We start from the raw sequence: 24,666 nt of genomic DNA on the forward strand, positions 1-24,666 counted from the left end.
GCGAAGGTGTGTCTGCAAGTTGAATCTGCATTGGAGGATGACGATGCTGCCCCTTGCTCCGTCATTGCGAGCGCAGCTAAGCAATCCAGTGTCTTTCCGCAGAGGGATTCTGGACTGCTTCGCTGCGCTCGCAATGACGATGTGGAGAGAACGTGCGACATACTCCGCTCTCGTGCCCCGGACGCAGCGCAGCGTCCCTTCGACGATGCGCTGCAGAGCCGGGGCCCATCTCGCCGCACTGTATCATGTCACTGCTGGGTCCCGGCTCTGCGCAGCAACGCAAGAGCGTTGCAGCGCGCCCAGGACACGAGCTGCACCGAGTCCGCGTCACAATGTTTGCAACAACTTGTCGGCGGCCCGGATATCGGCTGTCTCTGAGCCCTGGGCGAAGCCTTCATACGCCAATTGAAGCCATCGCTTCGCTTCCTCGCGCCGGCCGCGTTCGGCAAGGAGCCCCGCGAGATCGATCGCGGCCCGCAGCTCCCAGGCTTTGGCGCCTTTGCGACGACTCAATTCCAGTGATTGGACGAAGTGGGCTTCTGCCTGATCAGCGTCGGGCTGGGGCCTCGCCAAGAGAACCCTTCCCTTCATGCGCAGCAGCTCGGGCATGTACAGATGATCGCCGCTTTGCTCGACGAGGCGGATCGCATCGTCGATCAGGCCCGCACTCCGCTCGATCTGCCCAAGCGCCATCAAGCCCTGAACAAGCGCGATGTTGAACGTCGTGGTGAGCAGCTCGTAGCCGGCATCGTGGAGCTCACGCAGACACGTCCCGATCGTCTCGACGCCTTCGGCGGCATGGCCGCGCCGGATCGCCAGTTCGCCTTTGACGCCGCGGCCGACCGCAAGATAGGGGCCCATGGACCGCGATTCGGCATGGGCGATGAAGCGGTCGATGTTCTCTTCCGCGGCATCGAGGTCTCCGCTCCAGAGATCGATCGAGACCGCCCAGATCAACGCAATGCAGAGCGTGATCGGATGGTCCATCTGCGCGGCCTCGACGACCGTCTGTCGGGCCAGTTGCAGCGCATCCGCGGGGCGGCCCTGCAACCAGAACTCGCGCGCGAGCGAGATGCCGGCCCGGTTGCGGTGATCGAAGCCATAGACGGTGCTGATCCGTTCCGTGCCCGGCCCATGCCAGGCGGCCTCCAGCATCGTCAGCGCGTCGCGGTGCTCGCCGGCAAGATGCAAGGAGACACCGAGGAGCGAATGGGCGAGGGCGAGGGAGGCGGCATCGCCGAGTGTCCCGGCGACCGTAAGGCTTTGCTGCGCATAGCCGAGCGCGGCGTCGAACTGTCCCATCCGCTCGTGGAAGATATGCATGCGCCCGAGCAGCTGGAGCTGGTTCGGCGCGTCGCCGCGCGCCTCGGCGATCGCAAGGCTTCGGCTCAAGGCGGCACGCGCCGCTTCGCTGCCGCCGCGCGTGAACATCAAGGTCAGTCCGAGCGCGGCCTGGATGTGCATTTCCTCGGCGCCGCCGCGCGAGAAGGGATCGATCGCAAGCAGCGCCCGTTCAGACCAGCGCCGGCACTCGACCAGCAACGACATCGCGAGAAAAATTGGCGCTGCAGCTGCGGCCAGTGCAATGCCGATGCTGGCATCGCCGTCCGTGCCAAAACACCAGTCCAGCGCCGCGCGCACGTTGTGAAGCGCGGAAAAGTGGACCGCGCGCTCGTCGGCGCTCGGCACCGTGGCCCACGTCGTGCCGGCCTGCTCCAGCCATTGCCGGTAATAGGTCGCGTGCCGGGCGGCGAGCGCCGCGTCATCAGGCTCGATCTCGAGCAGATAGGCGCGCGTCGTGTCGAGCAGACGGTAACGCATCATGGCGCCGACCGGCCGCGCCGCGACCATCGACTTGGCCACCAGGCCGTCGATGGCGTCGAACAGGCGGGAGCGGTCGACACGTTCGTCCGGCACGATCTCGAGTGCGGCGTCGATGGTGAAGTGACCGGCGAAAACCGCGAGCCTGCGCAGCACGAGGCGTTCGATGTCGGACAAGAGCCCGTAGCTCCATGCCAGCGTCGCCTGCAACGTCTTCTGTCGCGGCGGCGCCGTGCGCTGGCCCTGCCAGAGCAGATTGAGGCGCTCGTCGAGCAGTGCTGCGGTCTGCTCCAGGCCGTAGGCTTCGACGCGGCCGGCGGCGAGTTCGATCGCCAGCGCCATGCCGTCGAGCTTGCGGCAGATCCCGGCGACGATCGCGGCATTGACATCGTCGAGCGCGATCTGCGCGCCGCCGGCCGTGGCACGTTCGAGGAAGAGTTGAAGCGCGGGATAAGTCTGCGCCGCGGCCGCCGTCAGCCCAGGATTGTCGGGCGGAACGGCGAGCGGCGCCAAGCGATAGACCTGCTCGCCCTCGACCCGCAGGGCTTCGCGGCTCGTCGCCAGGATATGGACATGCGGTGCGGCGTGGAAGATGTCGGCGGCCAGCGGCGCCGCCGTGGCGATGACGTGCTCGCAATTGTCGAGGATCAGCAGCATCCGCTTGTCCCTGAGATGCGCGAGCAGCGCAGGCAGAGGATCCTCGGTTTGCGCCGGCAAGCCCAGCATCAGCAGGATCGAGGTGATCACGAGATCGGGATCGCTCAGCGCGGCAAGATCGACGAAATGTGCGGCGTCGGAAAATGTCGCGAGCAGGTCGTGAGCGATGGCCACGGCAACGGCGGTCTTGCCGACACCGCCCGGGCCGGCAATCGTGACGAAGCGCGAGGCGATGAGCCTGTCCGAGACGGCGGCGACCGCATCGTCGCGCCCGACCATCCGTTGCAGCCGGTTCGGCAGTTTGACGGGCGGCAATTCCGTTCGCGCTACGGTGCGCCCTTCCGCCGGGATATTCACCTGCGAGATCGGCGCCACGAAGCAATAGCCGCGGCCGGAGAGTGTGGTGATGTAGCGGGCTCCGTTCTTGCCGTCGCCAAGGGCCTTGCGAAGCGCCGCGACGTGAAAGCGCAGATTGGCGTCCTCGACCGTCATGCCGGGCCACACCAGCGCCATCAGATCATACTTGCTGACGACCTGGTTCGGCCGCGACATCAGTGCGAGCAGCGTGTCGAAGGCCTTTGCGCCGAGCGGCAGCGCGACGCCGTCGCGCGTCACAAGTCTTTCATTTGGCGTCACGGTGAATGGCCCAAACGAGAGGGTTCCCGTTGCGGTGCCGGCCGGCTCGGTCATGGCGGAATCCTGATCCCTTCGAGCGGATCGGATAGCCACATGATCGCAATCCGGCAAGACCGTCCCGCGCGTCGCGATCAGACTGCGAATGCAGGCCTTGTGAGGCGCGCGCGCCGAGACCTCACAAGTTCTCACAACTCCCAACGGGTGTGTCGCGGCAGCCGCTGCTAGTCAGTTGTGCGACGGCAAGGAGACCTTCATGACCCAAGCGGCGAAACTGCTCTACACGGCCCGGACCCGTACCAGCGGCGGGCGACATGACGGCATATCGCGCAGTTCCGACGGCCGCCTGGATGTCAAGCTATCGCCGCCGGGCGGCACCGGCATCGGCACCAATCCCGAACAATTGTTCGCGGCCGGCTGGTCGGCCTGCTTCGAGGGCGCGATGGAGATCGCCGCCCGCAAGCGGAAGATCGAGCTCCCCAGGAAATGCGCGATCGATGCGGAGATCGACCTCGTGCTCCACGAGGGCGCTTATTCGCTCAGGGCACGCCTCGACATCAGCCTGCCCGGCCTCGATCGCGAGATCGCGCGCGGCCTCGTCGACGAAGCGCACCAGACTTGCCCCTATTCCAAAGCTGTCCGCGGCAACATCGACGTCTCGGTCGCGCTGATCTGACGCAACACCACCAACCATCAGAAAGGTAGCACCATCATGAAACAGATCATCGATCAGCACCGCCGCCAGTTCTTTGGAATCGCCGCGGGAACCGTCGCCGCCGGCCTTGGCGTGATCGGCCTCGCCCGCGCCGAAACCGAAGCGCCGCGCGCCTCCGCATCGAACGCGTCGTTCGGCGCGATCAAGCAGATCGATGCCGGCGTCCTCAACGTCGGCTACGCGGAGGCCGGTCCTGCGGACGGTCCGGTTGCGATCCTGCTGCACGGCTGGCCCTACGACATTCACGCCTTCGTCGACGTCGCGCCGATCCTGGCAAAGGCCGGCTATCGCGTCATCATCCCTTATCTGCGCGGCTACGGCTCGACCCACTTCCTCTCCGCCGAGACGCCGCGCAACGGCGAGCCGGCCGCAATGGCCGCCGACATCATCGCGCTGATGGACAAGCTCGAGATCAAGAAGGCGGTGGTCGCCGGATTCGACTGGGGCGCACGCACCGCCGACATCCTTGCTGCGCTGTGGCCGGAGCGCTGCCGCGCGCTGGTCTCGGTCAGCGGCTATCTGATCGGCAGCCAGGCGGCGGGCAGCGCGCCCTTGCCGCCGTCGGCCGAGCTGCAATGGTGGTACCAGTTCTATTTCGCGACCGAGCGCGGCCGCGCGGGATACGAGAAGTACACGCATGATTTCGCAAAACTGATCTGGAAGCTGGCCTCGCCGCGGTGGAAGTTCGACGACGCCACCTTCGACCGCAGCGCGGCGGCGCTGGACAACAAGGATCACGTCGCGATCACGATCCATAATTACCGCTGGCGGCTCGGGCTCGCCCAAGGCGAAGCGAAGTACGAGGAGCTCGAAAAGAAGCTGGCGGCAGCTCCGGTGATCAGCGTGCCGACGATCACGATGGAAGGCGACGCCAACGGCGCGCCGCATCCAGATCCAAGCGCCTATGCCAAGAAGTTCTCCGGCCGGTACGACTATCGCCTGATCACCGGTGGCATCGGCCACAATCTGCCCCAGGAGGCTCCGGAAGCCTTTGCCAAAGCCGTCATCGACGCCGACGGCGGTGCCTGAGGAGTTTGACAGCACCTCGGTCCGGCAATGCTGGACCGAGGCCTGACTTGCGATCGCAGTTCAACAAAGCGTCATGACGACAATGAAATCTGAAAAGTCAAAATTTCAATCCTCTACGGCGATGATCGTGCTGGCCGTGCTCCTCCTCGTCGTTGTCCTGACCTGCGTGCCGTATCTGGTCACAATCGCTTTCGCGCAGGGCGAGGGCGATGCCTCGCCGATCTTCGGCGTCACCGTCCCGGAGGGCTACAAGCAGTGGGAGCTGATCGCGCCGGCGGAGGAGGCGGCTCCCCTGGACGAGCTGCGTGCCGTGGTCGGCAACAGGACCGCGATCGATGCCTATCAAGGCGGCAAGCTTCCGTTCCCGGACGGGACAATTCTGGTCAAGCGCGCCTGGAAGCGGAAGCAATCGCCCGAATTTGCGTCCGCGACGATTCCCGGTGAGGCCACCACCGTCCAGGTGATGGTGAAGGATTCCAGAAAATATGCCTCGACCGGCGGCTGGGGATTTGGTCGCTTCGTCAACGGCAAGCCGGTCGACGAGGCCCAGCATCGCACCTGCTTCGCCTGCCACGAAGCTCGTGTGAAGAGCCGCGACTACGTGTTTACGAGGCTTGCACCTTGAGTGCGGAAGTTCACTCCGCCGCCACCATCTGCTGCGTGCGCCACTGGCCGAGCAGGGCGCGCAGCGAAGCCGGCTTGACCGGCTTGTTGAGCACCGCGACCTTTTCGTCGCGCGCAGCCATTTGCACGGCGGGGCTGCGGTCGGCGGTGATCAGGATCGCGGGGATGCCGTCACCGAAGCGGCGGCGGATGTCGCGGATCGCCGCGATGCCGTTGCCGCGGTCGAGGTGGTAATCGACCAGCAGGCCGGTCACGCGGCGGCCGGCAGTTTCGATCGCGGCGATCGCGCCCTCGGGATCGGCGACCGCGATCACTTCGGCGTCCCAGGCCTTCAGCAGCGTGCGCATGCCGTCGAGGATCGCGGCGTCGTTCTCGATGCAGACGATCAGGGTCCCCGAGATCGAGGTGCGTGCGAGCGGCGTCGCACTGGTCACGGCCGCGGTGTGGGTGATCGCCTTTGCCGTCGGCACCGTCACGGAAAATACCGAGCCGCCGCCGACATTGGAATCGATGGCGATGTCGTGCTTGAGCACGCGTGCCAACCGCTCGACGATCGACAGGCCCAGGCCGAGGCCGCGGGCAATTCGCGCGCCCTGCTCGAGGCGGTGGAATTCCTTGAAGATCTCGCCGCGCTTGACCGCCGGGATGCCGACGCCGGTGTCGTAGACGCAGATCTTCAGCGTGGCGCCGCGGCGGCGGCAGCCGACCAGCACGCGCCCGCGCGGGGTATATTTGATGGCGTTGGAGATCAGGTTCTGCAGCAGCCGCCGCAGCAGGAGACGATCCGACTCCACCGGCAGCGAGCACGGCACGAAGACGAGCGCCAGATTCTTGGCGCGCGCGATCGGCGCGAACTCGATCTCCAGCGAGCGCATCAGGTCGGCCATCTTGAAGCTCGAGATCGAGGTCGTCATCGCGCCGGCGTCGAGCCTGGAGATGTCGAGCAGCGCGCCGAGGATCTCCTCGATCGCCTGGAGCGATTCGTCGATGTTCTCGACCAGTCGCGTCTCCTCGCCGCTGTGCTGACGCTCGACCAGACTCGTGACATAGAGCCGCGCCGCGTTCAGCGGCTGGAGAATGTCGTGGCTGGCGGCGGCGAGAAAGCGCGTCTTGGAGATGCTGGCGTCTTCGGCCGCGCTCTTGGCCAGCGCCAGCTCGGAATTCAGCCGGGTCAGCTCCTCGGTGCGGTCGCGCACCCGCTTTTCCAGCGTCGCATTGGCGCGCTCCAGCGCTTCGGCCGCCTCGAACGTGGGCGTGACGTCGGTGAAGGTAATGACGAAGCCGCCGCCGGGCATGCGGTTGGTCAAGATCTCGATCACCATGTGGCGGTCGGGCAGGCGCTCGAGATAAGGCTCGCCGTCTGTGGTGTAGGCCACCAGCCGGCGCTCCAGCATGGCCTCGCGCTCGATCGGGTCGGCCGGCTCGCTCACGCCCATGAATTCCAGGATTTCACGCAAGGGCGTGCCGAACTGGATGAAATGCGGAGGAACGTTGAGGAGATCGCCGAACTGCCGGTTGGAGCAGATCAGTTGCAGATCGGCATCGAACACCGCGATGCCCTGGCGCACATGGTTGAGCGCGGTCTGGAGGATCTCGCGGTTGAAATGCAGCGCCGCATGGGAATCGTCGAGCAGTTTCAGCGCAGCCTTGGCGGAGACCGTCCGCTTGCGCAACAGCAGCGACATCACCAGACGCGAGGAGGCCGCGCCGATCGAGGAGGCGATCAGGTGCTCGGCGTGCTGCAGCAGCTCGAAATCGGCGGGTGCCCCGGACTCCAGCCGCACATTGCGCCGCGCGGAGAATGCCTCGAACGAATGCCGCGCGCGGTCAGGCCCGAGATATTGCGCCACCGTGGTCTGGATGTCCTGCACCGTGACGGTGGTCCGCCAGCGCCGGAAATTCGGGGAAATCGGCGCGAGCGTGTTGGGGACGAACAGATCGGCCTGGACCAGCTCGATCGAAGACGGCCGGCGCGCCAGCGACAGCAGCACATAGGTGAGGATGTTGAGCGACAGCGACCAGACGACGCCGTGCATCAGCGGCGGCAAATCGGCGCCGAACAGCGCCTGCGGCCGCAGCGCCTCGATCCCGAACGGGCCGTGCTGGAGCAGCAGGATCCCCGCCGTCGAAGTATCCATGAAGCTCGGGATGAACAGCGTGTAGAGCCACACCGCGAACCCGACCAGCATGCCGCCGATCGCGCCGCGCGCGGTCGCGCGCCGCCACAGCAGCCCGCCGAAGAAGCTTGGTGCAAGCTGGGCGATGGCGGCAAAAGACAGTAGGCCGATCGCCGCGAGCTGGGTGTTGCCGAGCGCGCGGTAGTAGAAATAGGCCATCACCATGATGGCGAAGATCGCGAGCCGGCGCGAGCGCAACAGGAAGTCGCTGAAATCGGCGCCGCCGGTGCGCCCCTCGGGCCGTCGTTGCAGCACCAGGGGCACCACGAGGTCGTTCGAAACCATGATGGAGAGCGCGACGCATTCGACGATCACCATCGCGGTCGCCGCCGACAGCCCGCCGACGAAGACGGCGACGCTGAGCAGATCCGCACCGCCCTCCATCGGCAGTGCCAGCACGTACATATCAGGATCGGCGGCGCCGAACGGGAAGCTGACGAGGCCGGCGAACGCGATCGGGATCACGAACAGATTGATGGCGATAAGATAGAGCGGAAACAGCCAACGCGCGCGGCCGACCTCGGCATCCGAGGAATTCTCGACGACGCTGACGTGGAACTGGCGCGGCAGTAGCATGATCGCGCAGAGCGACAGCAGCGTCATGGTCAGGAAGTTGCCGATCGACGGCGAATAGTTGATGACGCGCACCGCCTCCGGTGTCTTCATCGCGCGCTCGATCAGTTCGTGCGGCGAGAACATCCAGAACGTGACGAAGATGCCCGCGGCGAGGAAGGCGACCAGCTTGATGATGGATTCGGTTGCGACCGCCAGCATCAGGCCGTGCTGGTGCTCGGTGGCGTCCGTCTGCCGCGTGCCGAACAGCACCGCGAAGGCCGCCATCGCCAGCGTCACCATCAGCGCCACGTCGCCGACGATCGGGATGTGGGAGAAGGCCTGGTCTTCGCTCAGGATGGTTTCGAGCGAGGAGGCCACCGCCTTGAGCTGCAGCGCGATGTAGGGCACCGAGCCGATGATCGCGATCAGTGCGACAGTTGCCGCCACCGCCTGGCTCTTGCCATAGCGCGCGCCGATGAAATCGGCGATCGAGGTGATGTTGTGGGCTTTCGCGAGTTGGATCACGCGGCGGAGGACGCCGGCGCCGAGCCCGATCATCAGGACCGGGCCGACATAGATCGCGAGGAAGTCGGTGGAGGTGCGGGTGGCGAAGCCGACCGAGCCGAAGAAGGTCCAGGAGGTGCAGTAGATCGCCAGCGACAGCGGATAGATCAGCCCCGAGGCGCGGCCGCGCCCGGCCCGCGAGCGGCGGTCGCCATGGCTCGCCACCAGGAACAGAAAGCCGATATAGCCGAAGGCGGCGGCGATCACGCCCCAATCGTGCAGCATGGCGAGCGTGCTTCTCCCGGGGGCGCGCTGGCCGCGCCCGATCTCATTTTCCCTGTAAATCTAGCGCGTTGGGCGGGTGGAGGCGACAGCGAAATGCCGCGCGGGCGCGGGAACCGGGGTTGTCGTTAAGCGGTGCGCTGCCCCAAAGCTGCGCTGCCTCGGGCTCACCGAGAGAGTCCCCGCGCGGTACCCCCCTCCCTGACCCTCCCCCACAAGGGGGGAGGGAACGGAGAGAGCGTCCGCGTCGCAAGAATTCGAGACCGACCGTTACGCTGTGCGGCTACCCGATGTAAGGAGCCGCAACTCTCTCGCTCCCTCCCCCCTTGTGGGGGAGGGTGGGGAGGGGGGTAGCTCCGGGGACGGTGAAACTTAGATCGAAGAGAAGGCGAAGAAGCCTACTCCGCCGCCAGCGACTTCTCGCGAAGCGGCAGACCCAGGCGGTCCCACACTTGCAGCAGGGCTTCGGCGAGCTGATCGATCAGGCCATCGTCGTGATAGGGCGAGGGCGTGATGCGCAGGCGTTCGGAGCCCTTGGCGACCGTCGGATAGTTGATCGGCTGGATGTAGATGCCGTGCTGTTCGAGCAAGAGGTCGGAAGCCTGCTTGCACTTCTCGGCATCGCCGATGAACAGCGGGACGATGTGGGTGTCGCTCGACATCACCGGCAGGCCGGCGGCGTTGAGGATCGCCTTGACCCGGGCGGCGCGATCCTGGTGACGCTCGCGCTCCCAGCTCGACGTCTTCAGATGCTTGATCGCCGCGGTCGCGGCCGAGCAGATCGCCGGCGGCAGCGCGGTGGTGAAGATGAAGCCTGGCGCATAGGAGCGCACGGCGTCGATGATCTGGCCGTTGGCGGCGATGTAGCCGCCGAGGCAGCCGAACGCCTTGGCGAGCGTGCCTTCGAGAATGTCGATGCGATGCATCACGCCGTCGCGCTCGGCGATGCCGCCGCCGCGCGGGCCGTACATGCCGACGGCGTGGACCTCGTCCACATAGGTCATCGCGCCGTACTTCTCGGCGAGGTCGCAGATCTTGGCGAGCGGGGCGATGTCGCCGTCCATCGAATAAAGGCTCTCGCAGGCGATCAGCTTGGGCCGGCTCGGGCCGGCGGCCTTCAACAGCGCTTCGAGATCGGCGAGGTCGTTGTGGCGGAACACGACCCGCTCGCAGCCGGACTGGCGGATGCCCTCGATCATCGAATTGTGGTTGAGCTCGTCCGACAGGATCAGGCAGTTCGGAATGAGCTTTGCGATGGTCGCGATGCCGGTCTGGTTCGAGACGTAGCCGGACGTGAAGAGCAGCGAGGCTTCCTTGCCGTGGAGATCGGCGAGCTCGGCCTCGAGCTGCACCAGCGGATGATGCGTGCCGGCGATGTTGCGGGTGCCACCTGCGCCGGTGCCGACCCGGGTCGCGGTCTCGACCATCGCGCCCACCACCTTCGGGTGCTGGCCCATGCCGAGATAATCGTTGGAGCACCAGATCACGACGTCGCGCTTGCCCTTGGGCGAATGCCAGAGCGCATGCGGGAACCGGCCGGCAATGCGCTCGAGATCGGCGAACACGCGGTAGCGCCGCTCGGTGTGGAGACGATCAAGGGCGGAATTGAAGAACTGGGCGTAATCCATCGTCAAACCTGCAGCGGAACCGACCAAAGACCCGCATATCCTTAGAGCTTTTCCAGCTCCAATGTCTATGCGCTATCCCACATTTGGACCTGCGGGGCATTTGGGCAAAATGCCCTATCGTGCGATTTGAAACTTGATCCGGATCAAGTTCGCGCGAGACGTAATGTTGCTCTGCACCATTGCGCCCGGGCTATCTGCGCGCCCCGATCGCCTGATGGGCGTGCGCGGCGGACTTGCGCACATGTCCGTCGTCATCGTTCAGCAGCGGGGTCAGCGCGGGTAGGACGTCCGGATCGCCGAAAGTCTCGGCGATCTCGCAGGCCCACAATCGATGCCGCGGAAGCTCATCCCTGGAAAATGCATCGAACAGCAGCCGCCAATTGCCCGCGGCGGCGCCTCGCCGTAAGGTCCGCGCGGCTTCCTTCCGAACTCCGATTTCCGGATCGCGCCTGTAGAGATCAAAGGTCGAATGGAAATCCGCCTCATGCCAGATTTCCGCAAGGGCGCGAAGCGCGCACTCCCGCGTCGATGCTTCGGGCGCCCTCAGAAGGGGCAGCACGAGATCATGAGCTTCGGCAAGCTTCCATTGCTCGACGATGCCGCAGGCGGTGCGCCTGACGTAGTCTGACGTGTCGGAAAACGCAGTGGTAATAATCGTGCGGAGTTCATGCCCCCGCTTGTGTTGTCCGATGACCTCGATTGCGGTTCGCCGTACAAAGGCATCGCTCGCCGTTGACAGTGTCCGAAGCTCGCCCAGCGCTTCGTCGTCGTCCCGTGCGAGCAGGTTGCGGATGGCCTCATGGGTCATCGGCGGCCCCTGAAACTCAGGTCGTCCTGAACTGCAACACGCCGTCTTTCATTTCCGCCGTCAGCCGGCCTTCCACGATCATGTAGTTGACGTGGGCGACCAGTTCGCCGGCGGCGAAACCCATCTGGTGTTCGTCCAGCACGTGCTTGTTGAACACCACGGGCACCAAGGCGCGCGAGGTCTGCGGCACCTCGCGGCAGGCTTCCGCGATCAGGCGGCAGCGCTCCTCGTGGTGATCGGCGAGCTGCTTGATGCGGGTCTTCAGCCCGTAGAACGGCACGCCGTGGCCGGGCAGCACCAGCACGTCATAGGGCAGCGTCGTGGTGAGGCTGGCGAGCGAGGCCAGATATTCGCCGAGCGAGTTCTGGTCGGGTTCGACCGCCCACACGCTGACGTTCGGCGAGATCTTGCTCAGCACCTGGTCGGCCGAGAGGAACAGCTTGTCGTCGGCGCAATACAGCATCACCTGGTCGAGCGCGTGACCGCCGCCGGTGATCACCTTGAAGCGGCGCGTGCCGATCACGACGTCCTCGCCATGCGAGATGCGGCGGTAGGACGGCGGCAACACCGAGACGCGCTTGAGATAGTCCTGGCCGCGGCCGAGCAGCTTTTCCGTGAGCGACTCGTCCATGCCGTGGCGGCGGAAGAACAGCCGCTGCGCCTCCTTCCGCTCCTCGGTGCCGCGGTTCTGGTGATAGACCGATTGCAGATATTCGACCTGAGACATCACCAGCGGGCAGTTGAATCGCTCGACGATCCACCCGGCCAGACCGACATGATCGGGATGGGAATGGGTCACGATCAGGCGCGTGATGTTGACGCCCTTCAGTGGTCCGTCGAACAGCTTCGTCCAGGCTTCGATCGTCTCCTCATTGCCGAAGCCGGCATCGATCATGGCGTAGCCGTCGCCATCGGCGAGCAGATAGATGTTCACATGGTTGAGGCGGAACGGCAGCTTCAGCCGCACCCACAACACGCCGGGCTTCACCTCGACGACCTCTTCGGGGCCGGGATGCTGTTCCCAGGGATAGCGCAGGGCGTCGGCGGAGGACTGCACGGTATCGGTCTTTGCGTTCATGCTACCGGCTTAAACCCGCTCGCCGCGGCGCGCCAGCCGAAAAAGGACGCTGGCGCGCCCGCATAGCGGTCATTCCGGGTTGCGGAACGGCGGCTTACGCCGCCCGCATGTTGTTGAGGAACGCGTCGATCTCTCCGCGCAGCATGTCGGCTTCGCGGCGGAGCGCGTCGGAGGCGCCGAGCACTTCGTTCGCCGCTGCACCGGCTTCCGCCGAAGCCGTGGAGACGCCGACGATGTTGCTGGAGACCTCGCTGGTGCCACCGGCCGCATGCTGGATGTTGCGGGCGATCTCGCGTGTCGCCGCGCCCTGTTCCTCGACCGCGGCGGCGATCGTCGTGGTGACGTCGTTGATCTCGCCGATGATCCGGCCGATGCCCTGGATGGCGCCGACTGCCGAAGTCGTCACCGACTGCATGCTGGCGATCTGGCTGCGGATCTCCTCCGTTGCCTTGGCGGTCTGGCTCGCGAGGCTCTTCACCTCGGAGGCGACCACCGCGAAGCCGCGGCCGGCTTCACCCGCGCGCGCCGCCTCGATGGTGGCGTTGAGCGCCAGCAGATTGGTCTGCGAGGCAATCGTCTGGATCAGGTCGACCACCACGCTGATGCGGCTCGCGCTGTCGGCGAGGCTTTGCACCGTGGCGTCGGTCGCGCCGGCTTCGTCGACCGCTTTCCTGGCGATCGCGGCCGAGGTGACGACCTGCTTGCTGATCTCCTCGATCGAAGACGACAGCTGCTCCGTGCCTGACGATACGGTCTGCACGTTGACCGAGGTCTCTTCGGCTGCGGAGGCAACCGCGTTCACCAGCGCGTTGGACTGGTCTGCCGTGTTCGACATGCTCTGAGCGGTCGATTGCATCGAATTGGCCGACTGCGCGAGATTGTCGAGTGCGGAGCGGACCGCGCCCTCGAATTCTGCAATCTTCGCCTCCATCTGCGCCGCACGCTCGGCCTTGGCGACGCGATCCCTGTCCTGCTCGCTCGCAAGCGCCCGGGCTTCGATCATGCTGTCGCGGAACACCGTCAGCGTTTCCTTCATCGCGCCGATCTCGTCGTTCTGCCGGGAGCGGACGATCTCGGTGTCGAGATCGCCGGCCGAGAGCAACTGCATGGCGCGTTGAAGCTCGCGAATGCGGCGCAGGATGTTGCGGCCGACATAGAGCCAGACGAACAGCGCCGAGCCGACCAGCGTCAGTGCGCCGAGTGCCAGCATCGCGGTGGTCGCGAGCGAGATCTCCTGCCGCGCCTGGAAGGTCGACGCATTGGTCTCCTTCTGCACACCCTCGACCAGCTGCTGCACGCTGATGCCGAGGCCGACATTGAGCTTGCGGGCCTCGTCCAAAATGGTCTGGCCGTAATCGATGGCGTCGAGCTCCTTCTGGCGGATCTTGAACACGCCGGACTTGCCTTCGCCGAAGGCGAACAGCTTTTGCACGGTATCGCGCACCGCTTGCATCGAGGCAATGTTCGGCAGGTCCTCGAGGTTCGACTTGACGCGGTCGCGCGTCGCCTTGAACTCTTTCTCGATCGCCTCCAGCGTATCGCTGTTGTTGGCCGACAGCGCCGCCATCATGTCGGCGGCCATCAGATTGCCGTTGGCGGAGATGGTCGCGACCTGGGAGACAGTGCGGGCGGCTTCGGTGGCATCGTCGGCGGAAACTTCCGCCGCGCCGAGGATCGCGTTCAGGCGCGTTTGCGCATCCAGCATGGCAGGACCGGCCGCACCGACGAAGGTGAGCTGCGCCTTGCGGAGCGCTTCATATTGCTTGTCATGCAGCGCGCCGGCATCGAGCCGCTCGCGCGCGGCCGACACCAGGCTCTGGGTCGCCTCGTCGATGCTCTTGGCGGTGTCGCGCAATGCGGTTGCGATCTGCTTGTCGGCGCCGAGTTCGATGATCTCGCCAAGCTTGGCCATGGCAAGCTGCTGGATCTCCTGCACCTTCTTGGTGCGTTCGTTCAGCGCCTCGTCGGACGGCGACGCCAGGAGGCCCGGCCCCTGCGCCGCGAGCGTTGCGCTTTGCGATGCGAGTTGAAGGCTGGCGGAAAGGCGCGGGATGTCGCGGCCGCTCAGGTCCATCATGGTGCTGCCGAGATGGTGGAAGACGAAGCCGGCGCCGGCTGCAATCACGAGGCCCATGCCCGCGATCACCGCGAAGGCCGTGAACAGGCTGCCGCGCACGCCCCATGTCGGCATTTTGAAACGGGGCCGGATACGACCAAGCAAACGGCCAAGGCCCAGACGGATCGCCATCGAAATTCCCCCACGCGTGATCTTTATGTTTTCGCCGCGGAGTATCCTCGGGCCAGGTTAAAAAATCGCAAGTCGCTCAATTGGTTGCGCACGTTCCGCACAGCGAAAAAAGAAGGGCCGGCAACGATGCCGGCCCTTCATCATGATAAGGTTTTGATAACCGTTCAGTAGCGCGCGACCGCCGAGTTGGCCCAGTTGAAGCGGTAGTTGACGCCCGCCTTGATGGTGTGGTCGTCGGTGGTGAAGTTGCCGGTGCCCGCCAGCGGACCACCGGTGAAGTGCGCGTCGCCGAAATTGTAGTACTGGTACTCGGCCTTGGCCGACCAGTTCGGGGCGAACATGTATTCGAGGCCGGCGCCGACGGTGTAGCCGTTGCGGTGATCGCCCGTGATGACGAAGGCCGCCGGCACGCCGCCGACAGTGACCTTCTCGTTGTTGTCGGAGTAGGCGTAGCCGCCCTTCACATAGAGCAGGCCCGGACCCCAGGTGTAGCCGACGCGGCCGGTGATCGAGCCGAGACCGCGCTGGTCGTTGGTGTAGGCGACGCCGCCCGGGAACACCGCGCCGACGCTGCCGGAGAGCCAGGAATACTGGCCTTCGACGCCGACGACGAAGTTCGGGTTGAACTGCCAGTCCGCACCAGCCTGCACGCCGCCGAGGAAACGGCCGTTGCCGTTATTGCCGGTGGAGAGGCCGCTGAAATTGTTGTCGCTGGAGAACGCGCCGCCGACATGGCCACCGATGTAGAAGCCGGTCCAGTTGTAGATCGGCGCGGCATAAGCGGGCGCGGGCGCCTTATAGTAATTGCGGTTACCGAGATCGGCACCGACTGCCGGCGCAGCAGCGCCCAGCACGAGCAGCGCAACGGTCGCAAACAGAATCTTCTTCATCGTCCAAACTCCAACACTTAGGTCCCCGGCAGGCGCGCTTTCCGCGCCGTCGTTGATTTTGCAGATAGCTCGCTTTTGACGAAAATGCTGTCACATCCGTGGCACAGCGGCAGCCAACCTAACGTATTGGGCCGTAAATGATTTTCGTGCTTAATGTCGGCTTAAGAAGTGGTGAAGGAAGGCTTAACTCGGCGCTGTCAGTGTAACTTGCGCGCGCATCTCATTAACCAAGACGGCGCCGCGCCTCATCGCGCATCTGTTCGCGGAATGCAGCGCGCTTTGCGGGCCGGTCTTCCTCGCGCACGTCATGACGATCGAAGACGTCGAACTTCTCCAGGATCGGGTAGCGCTCGCTCGCCATCGCGAGCACGCGCAGCACCTTGGTCGCGGACGGTGTCGGGCCGCTGACTTCCCAGCGCCGGATGGTGTCGGCGCCGCCCTTCTCCGGCAATCCGCAAAGCCGGGCCATGTCGGCCGCGGTGAGCTTGCGTTCGAGGACGTCCGAGAGATCGTTGCGGAGTTGCTTCAGTTCGGGACCGGTCATATCGCCTCAATACGCGAAGTCGATGAGGTGAATGCACTAGAGCATTATCGGTTCTGATTGAATCAGAACCGAAGCTCTAGATCCTTGTTTCGACGCGTTTTCTTCACGCGAACCGGCATCCACTTCGCTCGAAAACGCTTTAGCGCTGATTCGGGTCCATCCGAAGGCGAGGCGCGGTAGCGGGCGGGCGTGCTAGTCTCGCGCCCGCCGGGCTCAGCAAAGGAAAGAATAGTCGCATGCCCGTGTTCAAGCTGCCTCTGTCGGGGGACGTCGTGCAGTCCATCAACCCGATCACGTCGTTCTTCAGCCCGGCCGGCGGCCAGTTCGGTCTCGTGAACATCACGGTGGGCCAATCCTCGGCGCCCGATGTCGAGAAGGACCTACTGTCGGATGTCGGCAGTTACGGCAAGCAGATCGGCCAGGTCGCGGATGCGCTGCTCGTGGTCATTGAGCATCTGGAAGCGCTCGGTGACAGCGCATTCGGCGATGACAAGGCAATCGCGGCCTTCAAGGAACTGATGCACTCGGTCGCGACCGTCAAGGAGCGCCACAACCGCAAGGCCTGTCGTCCGCGGCGGCGCTGATCATGCCGTGCGACCGCGCTCCGGCACCTTCGTGTGCGCACGGAGTTATGAACGGAGTGCTATGGAATTCTTCCGAACAATGAACACTTGGCGTACGGGGTCTACGGCGACGAAAGGATCAGCGATGACAGGCATCAAATTCGCGATTGCCGCACTTATCACGGTTGGCCTAGCTACGGCCCCCTCCGTTGTCGAGGCGAAGAAGCACAGGTCCGCCAGACACTACAGCTCCGTTATGGCGGCCCCGAGTTATGGCAGCGTTGGAGGGTCGATGGCCGTGCCGTCGAGGGCTTACGGCAGCTCAGGACAGACGGTGGGGACGGTCACGGCGCCGTCGATCGGCACGTATAATTGGCCTTCCGTCGGCGTCACCAACTCGGTTCCGACCTGGAGCAATACCAACCCGCCGGTTCGATAGCACGCGAACGCTCTGGGCGAGAGCCGATGTCGATCAGCGCGGCCGGTCGCAAGGTGAAGATCGCAACGCCCCCAGAGGGGAGCATGCGCCCTCAGGCGCCCCGGCCGGCCTGTTGGCCGATCACGCAGCGCCATCCCGCGAGGCGCTCGGCCGGATGCTGGTTCATCCATTCGGCAAGCTGCGGCGCACCCATCAGGCACGATTGCATCGAGACGTCGGCGAAATCGGATGTGGTGACGGTCTGCTCATGACAGTTCGCTGGAGAGGCGAGGTTGCAGAGCACGGCGATGATCTTGATCACGCGAGGTTGCCTCCGTCGCTGCGACGCGCGGAGGCTCCGCTTGATGGTTCGCTCACCGGATCAGCCGGCGGGAAGATGCTGTCGTAGATCGCGCGCGCTTCCTGGATGAGGCGAATGCGCTCGCGCTCGGATTTCGAGACAAACTCAATAACCTGGCCCATGTCGTCTCCAATAGATTCTCAATCCATCATCACATGATGGAAATCATTTCATCCGGATGTGGGGTGTCGCCTTCGGCTTTGCAGCCGTGCGGGCGGTCACGAGGGATAAAAAGCCCGTGAGGATTCCGCTCCTGAGGGGGAGCGGGGTACCTTCAGCGATGCGCCGATCTCACGGCGCATCTGTTCGGCGGGGACCGCTTCGCAGCATCGTGATGAAGAGTTGAGCCCCGCGGGATGATGGCACTGCGGCACATTTTGTCGCGCGTGGAGTTGTAAGGTCACTCAGTGCACGGGTGCCTCGACGAACGGCATCGCGATTGAGAGACCGCGCCCGAAAGGATCAGCCATGACAAGAACGAAACGCTCCATTGCTGCACTTATCGCTCTCGGATTGGCTGCAGCGCCACTCGCCGTCAACGCACAAACGTCGGGGACGGGGACACCAAGCAGCACGAGCGGACGCTCCGGAGCACCAGTACAGCAAGGGACTATTGGAAGTTCCGGGCAGACCGTCGGGACCGTGACAGCGCCATCGGTCGGAACGTCCAACCAGCCCTCCGTCGGCGTAACAAACTCGGTCCCCACCTGGAACAACACGAATCCCCGACCGAAGTAGAAATCGCGATCGGCTGACTTACGCCGCCGGCGGGCGATCCTTGCGCCCCGGCACTGCCGCGAGCAGCTCGCGCGTATAGGCATGTTCGGGCGCGGCGAACAGCTGCGCGGTCGGCTTCAGTTCGACAATGGCGCCGCGCTGCATCACCGCAATGCGATCGCAGATTTGAGCAGCGACGCGCAGATCGTGGGTGATGAACAGCATCGACAGGCCAAGACGCGCCTTGAGGTCTTCAAGCAGTCTCAGCACTTGCGCCTGCACCGACACGTCGAGCGCGGAGACGGCTTCGTCGGCGACGATGATTTCGGGTTCGAGCGCGAGCGCGCGCGCGATGCCGATGCGCTGGCGTTGGCCGCCGGAGAATTCGTGCGGATAGCGTTCGAGTGCGCCGGCATCGAGGCCGACCATCTTGAGGAGATCGCGGGCGCGGTCGAACGCCACCTTCGGATCGGTGCCGGCCGCAATCGGGCCGTCGGCGATGATGTGGCCGACCTTGCGCCGCGGATTGAGCGAGGCGAACAGATCCTGAAAGATCATCTGGATGCGGTGGCGCTCGGCGCGCAGCGCCTTGCCCGCGAGCTTTGTGAGATCGGTCTCGCCGATCCGCACGGTGCCGCGATCGGCTTCGACCAGCCGCATCACAAGACGGGCCACCGACGATTTGCCGGAACCGGATTCGCCGACCAGGCCGAGCGTCTCGCCCTTGAGAATCGTGAAATTGACTTCGCGTGCGGCATCGACGCGACGGTCCTCGCGAAACCAGCCGCCCGAGGTGACGTAGGTCTTGTCCAGTCCGATCACCTCGACCGCTTTGGCCTGGTCGACGAGAGGGTTGCGGGCGGGCGGGTCCATCGTGGGCACGGCGGCGAGCAGCGCCTTGGTGTAGTCGTGCTGCGGCGCGTTGAAGACGGCCGAGGCGGGGCCTTCCTCGACCACCTTGCCGTGGCGCAACACGATGACCTGGTCGGCGATGTCGGCGACCACGCCGAAATCATGGGTGATGAACATCACCGCCATGTTGCGATTGCGCTGGAGGTTGCGGATCAGTTTCAGGATCTGCGCTTGCGTGGTGACGTCGAGCGCGGTGGTCGGCTCGTCCGCAACCAGCACCGCCGGTTCGAGCGCGAGCGCCATCGCGATCATGGCGCGTTGGCGCTGGCCGCCGGAGAGCTGGTGCGGATAGGCGCGCACGATGCGCTCGGGGTCGGGGAGGCCGACCTCGCGCGCCAGCGACAGCGCCTTGGCGCGCCGCTCCCTCGGCGTGAGCAGCCCGTGCGCCTCGAACATCTCCGCCATCTGATCGCCGATCCGCATCAACGGATTGAGCGCGGTCATCGGCTCCTGGAAGATCATCGCGAGCCGGCGGCCGCGCAGATCTCGCCAGCCGTCGTCGTCGAGTTTGAGCAGGTCGCGGCCTTCGAACTGGATCTCGCCGGAGGTGACGGTGACCGTGTCAGGCAACAGTCCCATCAGCGCATGCGCGCACATCGATTTGCCGGAGCCGGATTCGCCGACGACGCAGACGATCTTGCCGGGCCGCAGATCGAGCGAGACGCCGTCGACCGCGAACGGACGCTCGGCGCCCTTGGGCAACGCGATCCGCAAGTTCTTGATGGAGACGGCGGGCGGAGCGGTCATGATCAGCGGCCCTCCCGCGACAGCCGCGGATTGAGCGCGTCGTTGAGGCCTTCGCCGATCAAATTGAGGCCGAGCACCGAGATCAGGATGGCGACGCCGGGAAACACGGTGATCCACCACGCCTGGCGGATCACGGTGCGGCCGGCACCGACCATGTAGCCCCAGGAGATCAGGTTGGGATCGCCGAGGCCGAGGAACGCCAGCGAGGATTCCAGCAGGATCGCGGTCGCCACCATCAGCGAGGCCAGCACGATCACCGGCGACAGCGTATTCGGCAGGATTTCGCGCAGGATGATCCAGGTGTTGCTCTGGCCCGTGACCACGGCGGCCTGGACGTACTCCCGCGTGCGCAACGACAGCACCTCGCCGCGGACGAGCCGCGCGACCGGCGGCCAGCTCACCAGCGCGATCGAGGCGACGATCGAATAGATCGAGGGCTGCAGGATCGCGACGAGCACGATCGCGAGCGCAAAGCTCGGAATGGTCTGGAAGAACTCCGTGAAGCGCATCAGGGCGTCGTCGACCCTGCCGCCGAAATAACCGGCCATGGCGCCAATGGGAACGCCGACGACGAGCGCCACCAGGGTGGAGACCATGCCGACGAGCAGCGAGACGCGTGCGCCAAAGATCATGCCCGCGAACACGTCGCGGCCGAGTGCATCGGTGCCGAGCGGCACGGTCGCGAGCGTGAACGGCGGCAGGAACGGCCGCTGCACCATGCGCCAGGGCGAGTTCGGGAACAGCATCGGACCGAACAAGGCGACCGAGATCGCAAGCAGCAGGATGATGAGCCCGATGACGCCGCTCGGGCTCCTCAGCATCGATTTCCAGAACTGTTTCATGTGGTGAATTCGATGCGCGGGTCGACCAGGCGATAGACCAGGTCGGTGATGAGGTTGAAGATCAGGACCATGGCGGAGCAGATCACGAAGACGCCGAGCAGCAGATTGTAGTCGCGCTGCAGCAGGGCGTCGTACATCAGGCGTCCGATGCCGGGCCAGGCGAACACGGTCTCGGTGATGACGGCGCCGCCGATCAGGGTGCCGGAGTGGACGCCGGCGAGCGTCACGACGGGCAGCAGCGCGTTGCGCAGGACGTGGCGGCGCTGGATCACGGCGTCGGACAGGCCTTTGGCGCGCGCGGTCTTGACGAAGTCGAGCCGCTTCACCTCCAGCATCGAGGCGCGCGTCATGCGGGTGTAGGTCGCCATGAAGAACAGGCCCAGCGTCATCGCCGGCATGATCAGGTGCTTCGCGACGTCGACGGCATGAGCGAAGCCAGTGAGGTTGGCGCCGACCGTCTCGTAGCCGAAGCTCGGCAGCCAATCCATGGTGACCGAGAACAGCAGGATGCCCATCAGCGCCACCCAGAAGATCGGCATGGCGTAAAAGATCAGCGCAAAGACGGTGATCGCGGTGTCGAGAAAGGTTCCGGCAAAGCGCGCGGCGAAGGTGCCGAAGAGAACGCCGAGCACGAGCGAGATCCCAAACGCCGTCAGCGTCAGCAGCAATGTCGCCGGCAGCCGCTCGCCGATCAGCTTCGCGACTGGTGCCTGCTGGCGGAAGGAGAAGCCGAGGTCGAGGGTAGCAATGCCCTTGACGTAGATGAAGAGCTGCTCGGGCAGCGGCTTGTCCAGGCCGAACTTCTCCCTGAGCTGCTGGACGAAGATCTGGTCGCTCGCCCCGGCCTCGCCCGCCATCACGACGGCGGGATCGCCGGGCGCAAGCCGGATCAGGAAGAAATTGAGGACGACGATCGCAAGCAGGACGATCACGCCCTTCACGACACGCTGAGCAACGAAGGAGAGCATCTAGAGGGTCATGTCTTGTTGCGTGACCTGAAGCCACGGGGGCATTGTGCTCCCTCGCCCCGCTCTTGCGGGGAGAGGGTTGGGGCGAGGGGCCTCTCTCCACGGGCGAGAATGCCGATGGATCTGTACCCCCTCACCCGCCGCGCTCTGCGCGCGCGTCGACCTCTCCCCGCAAGCGGGGAGAGGTGAAGGAAGGCACGCCCTCACTTGTCGAGCCATGCGTCCTTGAAGCCGTCATTGACCCCGATCCCGGTGGTGATCAGGTTCTTGACCTTGCAACGCATGATGGTCGGGAATTGCAGCTCGAGCATCCAGGCCACCGGCACGTCCTCGACCAGGATCTTCTGCGCCTTCTCGTAGATCTCCTTGCGCTTGGAGTCCGGCGTAGCAACCGCGCCGTCGGCGAACAGCTTGTCGATCTCCGGGTTGGAGTAACCCTCGACGTTGTTGAACACCTGGCCCTTGGCGATGGCGCTGGAGACGTAGTTGCGGCCGACGCCGAGTGCGGGATCACCGTACTGGTAGAGATAGGTGAAAGCGATGTCGTAGTCCCAGTCGCCGATCTTCTGGTTGCCGCCGGCAACGTCGGTGGCGATGGTCTCGATGTTCATGCCGACGTCCTGGAGGTTCTGCTTCACGGCTTCACCCCAGCGCTGCCAGGTCTCGCCATAGGCGAGCGGCAGAAGGCGGATCTTCTCGCCCTTGTAGCCGGCTTCCTTCAGCAGCGCCTTGGCCTTGGCGGGATCGTAAGGGTATTTCGGCACGTCGTCGGTGTAGTATTTGATGGTCGAGGCCGACGGGCCGGTCGCGACCTTGCCGAGCCCGTTCCAGATCACGTCCTTGGCGAAGTCGCGGTCGATCGCAAACATGACCGCCTGCCGCACCCGCTTGTCGGCGAGCGGACCCTGGCGATTGTTGAGCCACAGCCAGGCCAGCGGCGAGAAGAACTCCCAGCCGGCGCCGGTGACGCAGGTGTCCTTCAGCTTGGACAGCCGCGGCACGTCGAAATTCTCGACCGAGCCGCCGGGCAGCACGTCGACCTTGCCGGTCTCATACGCCACCGAGCGCGCCGCGGCATCGGGAATGATTTGCCAGTAGATCTCGTCGAGATAGGGCTTGCCCTTCTCGTAATAGTTCGGGTTCTTGACCAGGCGGATGAAAGAGCCCTTCTGCCATTCCTTGAACATGAAGGGGCCGGTGCCGACAGGGGCGTTGTTGTAGGGATTGGTCTTCCAGTCGGTGCCTTCGTAGAGATGCTTCGGTACCATCGGCATCGAGCCGACCTCGAAGATGCCGAGGAACGGACCGAACGGCTGCTTCAGCGTGAACACCACCGTGTAGTCGTCGGGCGCCTCGACCTTGTCGACCTGCGCCAGATTGTTGCGGGCACGCGCGTGGGTCTGCTTCAGCATCTCGATTGAGAACAGCACGTCGGCGGCGGTGAAGGGCTTGCCGTCGTGCCAGGTCACGCCCTTCCTGAGCTTGAATATGTAGGTTTTGGCGTCCTCGCTGACGCTCCAGCTCTCGGCGAGCTCCGGCTGCGGTTCGAGCTTGGGGCTGTAGCGCAGCAGGCCTTCGAAAATGTTGCCCGACACCATCTGCACCGGGCCGTTCTGGACCATCGCCAGCATCAGGCCGGGCGGCTCGGGCTGAATCACGGCATTGATCGCTCCACCCGCTTTCGGCTCTTGCGCCAGCGCCGGGGCCGCGAGGCCGCAAGCCAGGAGGACACCAAGCAACACTCGTTTTGACATGTCGAATCTTTCTCAAGCGAGACCAGCCGCAAACGCTTCGCACGTCATGGCGCGCAAAGCTACGGCAGGCCCATCCCAGTCCCCATCCGGGATCGAGGCTCACACAGTCTCATTCGGCGCCGCAAGATGAAAGTCTCGACAGTGTTCGCCCAAAAAATGTACAGCGCGTCCGGTTATGGCATTTGACGGCCAAGCCGACGCCGCCGCGCCGCCCTGCTTCAGGAGGGCCGCAGCACCCGTTGCAACTCGGCAAGCGCGTCCGCGAGTTGCTCCCGGTGCGCGATGTCGTCCTTGGGGATGGCCGCGACACTGCCCGCGAGTTCGCGCAGGATTCCGGCGAGCAGGCCGAAATTGAGGTGCAGGTGCACCGATTTGCGCTCGTCCGCCGTGCCCGGATGCTGCAGCACCAGCGCAACGCCGCTTCCGTCGAGACGTGCCTCGAACCGCGATGAATGCCCGAAGGTGCCGACATAGAACTTGTCGGGATATTCGAGCGCGATCTCTGCCTTGTCGGGAACCGGCTTGGACATGTGAGCCTCATTGATGTCAGGCCATTCTGGCCGGGAATAAACTCGGCCGCCTTGCGATAGGTCAGAGGCGGGCTCGTTCCGGATTTGATTCGGATCAAAGCCGGGCTGCCGCTTCTGCGATCTGATGGCAGGACGGGTGAAGCCCCGCGTGCCCGGTCAACCGCGAGTCCATCGGCGATGAACGTCCATTCCACCCCATCCGAAGCGGATTCAGACGATAGCGCCATCTCTTTCGCAGACGAGGCGTCGGCACGTTGCGCGCAATTGCTCGGCGATGCTGGCCTCAGGCTGACGCGCCACCGCCTGGCGCTCGGCCAAATGCTGTTCCTCTGCCCTCATCGTCATGTGACAGCGGAGGGGCTTTATGAAGAAGCCACCGCCGCCAATCTGCGGCTGTCGCTTGCGACCGTCTACAACACGCTGAACCAGTTCACCGAAGCCGGCCTGTTGCGGCGGATCGCCGCCGACGGCATCAAGTCGTTCTTCGACACCGATACGTCCGTGCATCCGCATTTCTACCTCGAAGGCGAGGATGTGCTGGTCGACGTCACCGACGGCCTGACCTTCACCAGGATGCCCGAGGCGCTTCCGGGCCACGAGATCGCGCGGCTCGACGTCGTCGTCCATCTGCGCCGGAAGCGTGACGTAGACCCGGCATGAC

At 64.8% G+C, this 24,666-nt stretch carries 22 protein-coding genes; 7 read left to right on the plus strand and 15 right to left on the minus strand.

Going from position 1 to position 24,666, the window contains the following annotated elements:
* Positions 1–327 precede the first annotated feature (327 nt).
* Positions 328–3,168: an ATP-binding protein gene (locus tag AC0L3A_RS27555; RefSeq protein WP_473255475.1), complete on the minus strand. Its 2,841-nt coding sequence runs from the start codon at positions 3,166–3,168 to the stop codon at positions 328–330.
* Between the two features lie 199 nt (positions 3,169–3,367).
* Here AC0L3A_RS27555 and AC0L3A_RS27560 point away from each other — a divergent pair, with 199 nt between their 5' ends.
* The 3 genes from AC0L3A_RS27560 (at position 3,368) to AC0L3A_RS27570 (ending at position 5,480) form a co-directional block, all read left to right on the plus strand.
* Complete coding sequence (locus AC0L3A_RS27560; RefSeq protein ID WP_007599465.1) at positions 3,368–3,787, plus strand: organic hydroperoxide resistance protein; 420 nt, start codon at positions 3,368–3,370, stop codon at positions 3,785–3,787.
* Between the two features lie 36 nt (positions 3,788–3,823).
* Complete coding sequence (locus AC0L3A_RS27565) at positions 3,824–4,855, plus strand: alpha/beta fold hydrolase (protein ID WP_007599467.1); 1,032 nt, start codon at positions 3,824–3,826, stop codon at positions 4,853–4,855.
* A 121-nt stretch (positions 4,856–4,976) separates the two neighbouring features.
* Entirely contained in the window at positions 4,977–5,480 is a 504-nt protein-coding gene (locus AC0L3A_RS27570; protein ID WP_007599470.1) for a cytochrome P460 family protein, read from the plus strand.
* 10 nt (positions 5,481–5,490) lie between these two features.
* Here the strand turns inward: AC0L3A_RS27570 and AC0L3A_RS27575 are convergent, their stop codons facing one another.
* From AC0L3A_RS27575 to AC0L3A_RS27605, 7 genes are all read right to left on the minus strand, one after another.
* Entirely contained in the window at positions 5,491–9,000 is a 3,510-nt protein-coding gene (locus tag AC0L3A_RS27575; RefSeq protein WP_007599471.1) for a PAS domain-containing hybrid sensor histidine kinase/response regulator, read from the minus strand.
* A 395-nt stretch (positions 9,001–9,395) separates the two neighbouring features.
* A complete protein-coding gene (hemA, locus tag AC0L3A_RS27580) occupies positions 9,396–10,625 on the minus strand; it encodes a 5-aminolevulinate synthase (protein ID WP_018458160.1) in 1,230 nt (409 codons plus the stop codon).
* A gap of 190 nt (positions 10,626–10,815) precedes the next feature.
* Positions 10,816–11,433 carry a HEAT repeat domain-containing protein gene (locus tag AC0L3A_RS27585; protein WP_219681101.1) on the minus strand — a complete coding sequence of 206 codons (618 nt, stop codon included), beginning with the start codon at positions 11,431–11,433 and terminating at the stop codon, positions 10,816–10,818.
* 16 nt (positions 11,434–11,449) lie between these two features.
* Positions 11,450–12,511, minus strand: coding sequence for an MBL fold metallo-hydrolase (locus AC0L3A_RS27590; protein ID WP_219681103.1), 1,062 nt, complete (start codon positions 12,509–12,511; stop codon positions 11,450–11,452).
* A gap of 94 nt (positions 12,512–12,605) precedes the next feature.
* The gene (locus AC0L3A_RS27595) at positions 12,606–14,759 is read right to left on the minus strand and encodes a methyl-accepting chemotaxis protein (RefSeq protein WP_219681105.1); all 2,154 of its coding nucleotides are present in this window, start codon (positions 14,757–14,759) and stop codon (positions 12,606–12,608) included.
* 164 nt (positions 14,760–14,923) lie between these two features.
* A complete protein-coding gene (locus tag AC0L3A_RS27600; protein ID WP_007599475.1) occupies positions 14,924–15,649 on the minus strand; it encodes an outer membrane protein in 726 nt (241 codons plus the stop codon).
* 223 nt (positions 15,650–15,872) lie between these two features.
* Positions 15,873–16,193, minus strand: coding sequence for a hypothetical protein (locus tag AC0L3A_RS27605; RefSeq protein ID WP_007599476.1), 321 nt, complete (start codon positions 16,191–16,193; stop codon positions 15,873–15,875).
* A 236-nt stretch (positions 16,194–16,429) separates the two neighbouring features.
* Here AC0L3A_RS27605 and AC0L3A_RS27610 point away from each other — a divergent pair, with 236 nt between their 5' ends.
* The gene (locus AC0L3A_RS27610) at positions 16,430–16,777 is read left to right on the plus strand and encodes a hypothetical protein (RefSeq protein ID WP_007599478.1); all 348 of its coding nucleotides are present in this window, start codon (positions 16,430–16,432) and stop codon (positions 16,775–16,777) included.
* A 124-nt stretch (positions 16,778–16,901) separates the two neighbouring features.
* Positions 16,902–17,195: a hypothetical protein gene (locus AC0L3A_RS27615; RefSeq protein ID WP_007599485.1), complete on the plus strand. Its 294-nt coding sequence runs from the start codon at positions 16,902–16,904 to the stop codon at positions 17,193–17,195.
* A 91-nt stretch (positions 17,196–17,286) separates the two neighbouring features.
* Here the strand turns inward: AC0L3A_RS27615 and AC0L3A_RS27620 are convergent, their stop codons facing one another.
* Together AC0L3A_RS27620 and AC0L3A_RS27625 are read right to left on the minus strand one after the other, a co-directional pair.
* A complete protein-coding gene (locus AC0L3A_RS27620; RefSeq protein ID WP_007599488.1) occupies positions 17,287–17,496 on the minus strand; it encodes a hypothetical protein in 210 nt (69 codons plus the stop codon).
* Positions 17,493–17,657 (minus strand): hypothetical protein, encoded by a 165-nt coding sequence (locus AC0L3A_RS27625; RefSeq protein WP_007599491.1) that lies wholly within the window; start codon positions 17,655–17,657, stop codon positions 17,493–17,495. The genes AC0L3A_RS27620 and AC0L3A_RS27625 overlap by 4 nt, the downstream gene beginning before the upstream one ends.
* Before the next feature lie 346 nt (positions 17,658–18,003).
* Here AC0L3A_RS27625 and AC0L3A_RS27630 point away from each other — a divergent pair, with 346 nt between their 5' ends.
* On the plus strand, positions 18,004–18,273 hold the full coding sequence (locus AC0L3A_RS27630) for a hypothetical protein (RefSeq protein WP_246648674.1): 270 nt from the start codon (positions 18,004–18,006) through the stop codon (positions 18,271–18,273).
* Between the two features lie 18 nt (positions 18,274–18,291).
* On the opposite strand, the gene AC0L3A_RS27635 is transcribed toward AC0L3A_RS27630, so the two are convergent.
* The 5 genes from AC0L3A_RS27635 to AC0L3A_RS27655 all read right to left on the minus strand — a co-directional run bounded on the left by AC0L3A_RS27635 (position 18,292) and on the right by AC0L3A_RS27655 (position 24,005).
* A complete protein-coding gene (locus AC0L3A_RS27635; RefSeq protein WP_473255476.1) occupies positions 18,292–19,911 on the minus strand; it encodes an ABC transporter ATP-binding protein in 1,620 nt (539 codons plus the stop codon).
* Between the two features lie 2 nt (positions 19,912–19,913).
* Positions 19,914–20,753, minus strand: a complete 840-nt coding sequence (locus tag AC0L3A_RS27640; protein WP_018458168.1) for an ABC transporter permease — start codon at positions 20,751–20,753, stop codon at positions 19,914–19,916.
* Positions 20,750–21,721, minus strand: coding sequence for an ABC transporter permease (locus AC0L3A_RS27645; RefSeq protein WP_473255477.1), 972 nt, complete (start codon positions 21,719–21,721; stop codon positions 20,750–20,752). Before AC0L3A_RS27645 ends, AC0L3A_RS27640 begins: the two co-directional genes overlap by 4 nt.
* A gap of 203 nt (positions 21,722–21,924) precedes the next feature.
* Positions 21,925–23,475 carry an ABC transporter substrate-binding protein gene (locus AC0L3A_RS27650; protein ID WP_007599500.1) on the minus strand — a complete coding sequence of 517 codons (1,551 nt, stop codon included), beginning with the start codon at positions 23,473–23,475 and terminating at the stop codon, positions 21,925–21,927.
* A 218-nt stretch (positions 23,476–23,693) separates the two neighbouring features.
* Entirely contained in the window at positions 23,694–24,005 is a 312-nt protein-coding gene (locus tag AC0L3A_RS27655; protein WP_007599501.1) for a hypothetical protein, read from the minus strand.
* Positions 24,006–24,182: 177 nt separating this feature from the next.
* On the opposite strand from AC0L3A_RS27655, the gene irr reads away from it, so the two are divergent.
* Positions 24,183–24,665, plus strand: coding sequence for a Fur family transcriptional regulator Irr (gene irr, locus AC0L3A_RS27660; RefSeq protein WP_007599502.1), 483 nt, complete (start codon positions 24,183–24,185; stop codon positions 24,663–24,665).
* Position 24,666 lies beyond the last annotated feature (1 nt).

The organism is Bradyrhizobium sp. MI1.3, from assembly GCF_055811695.1.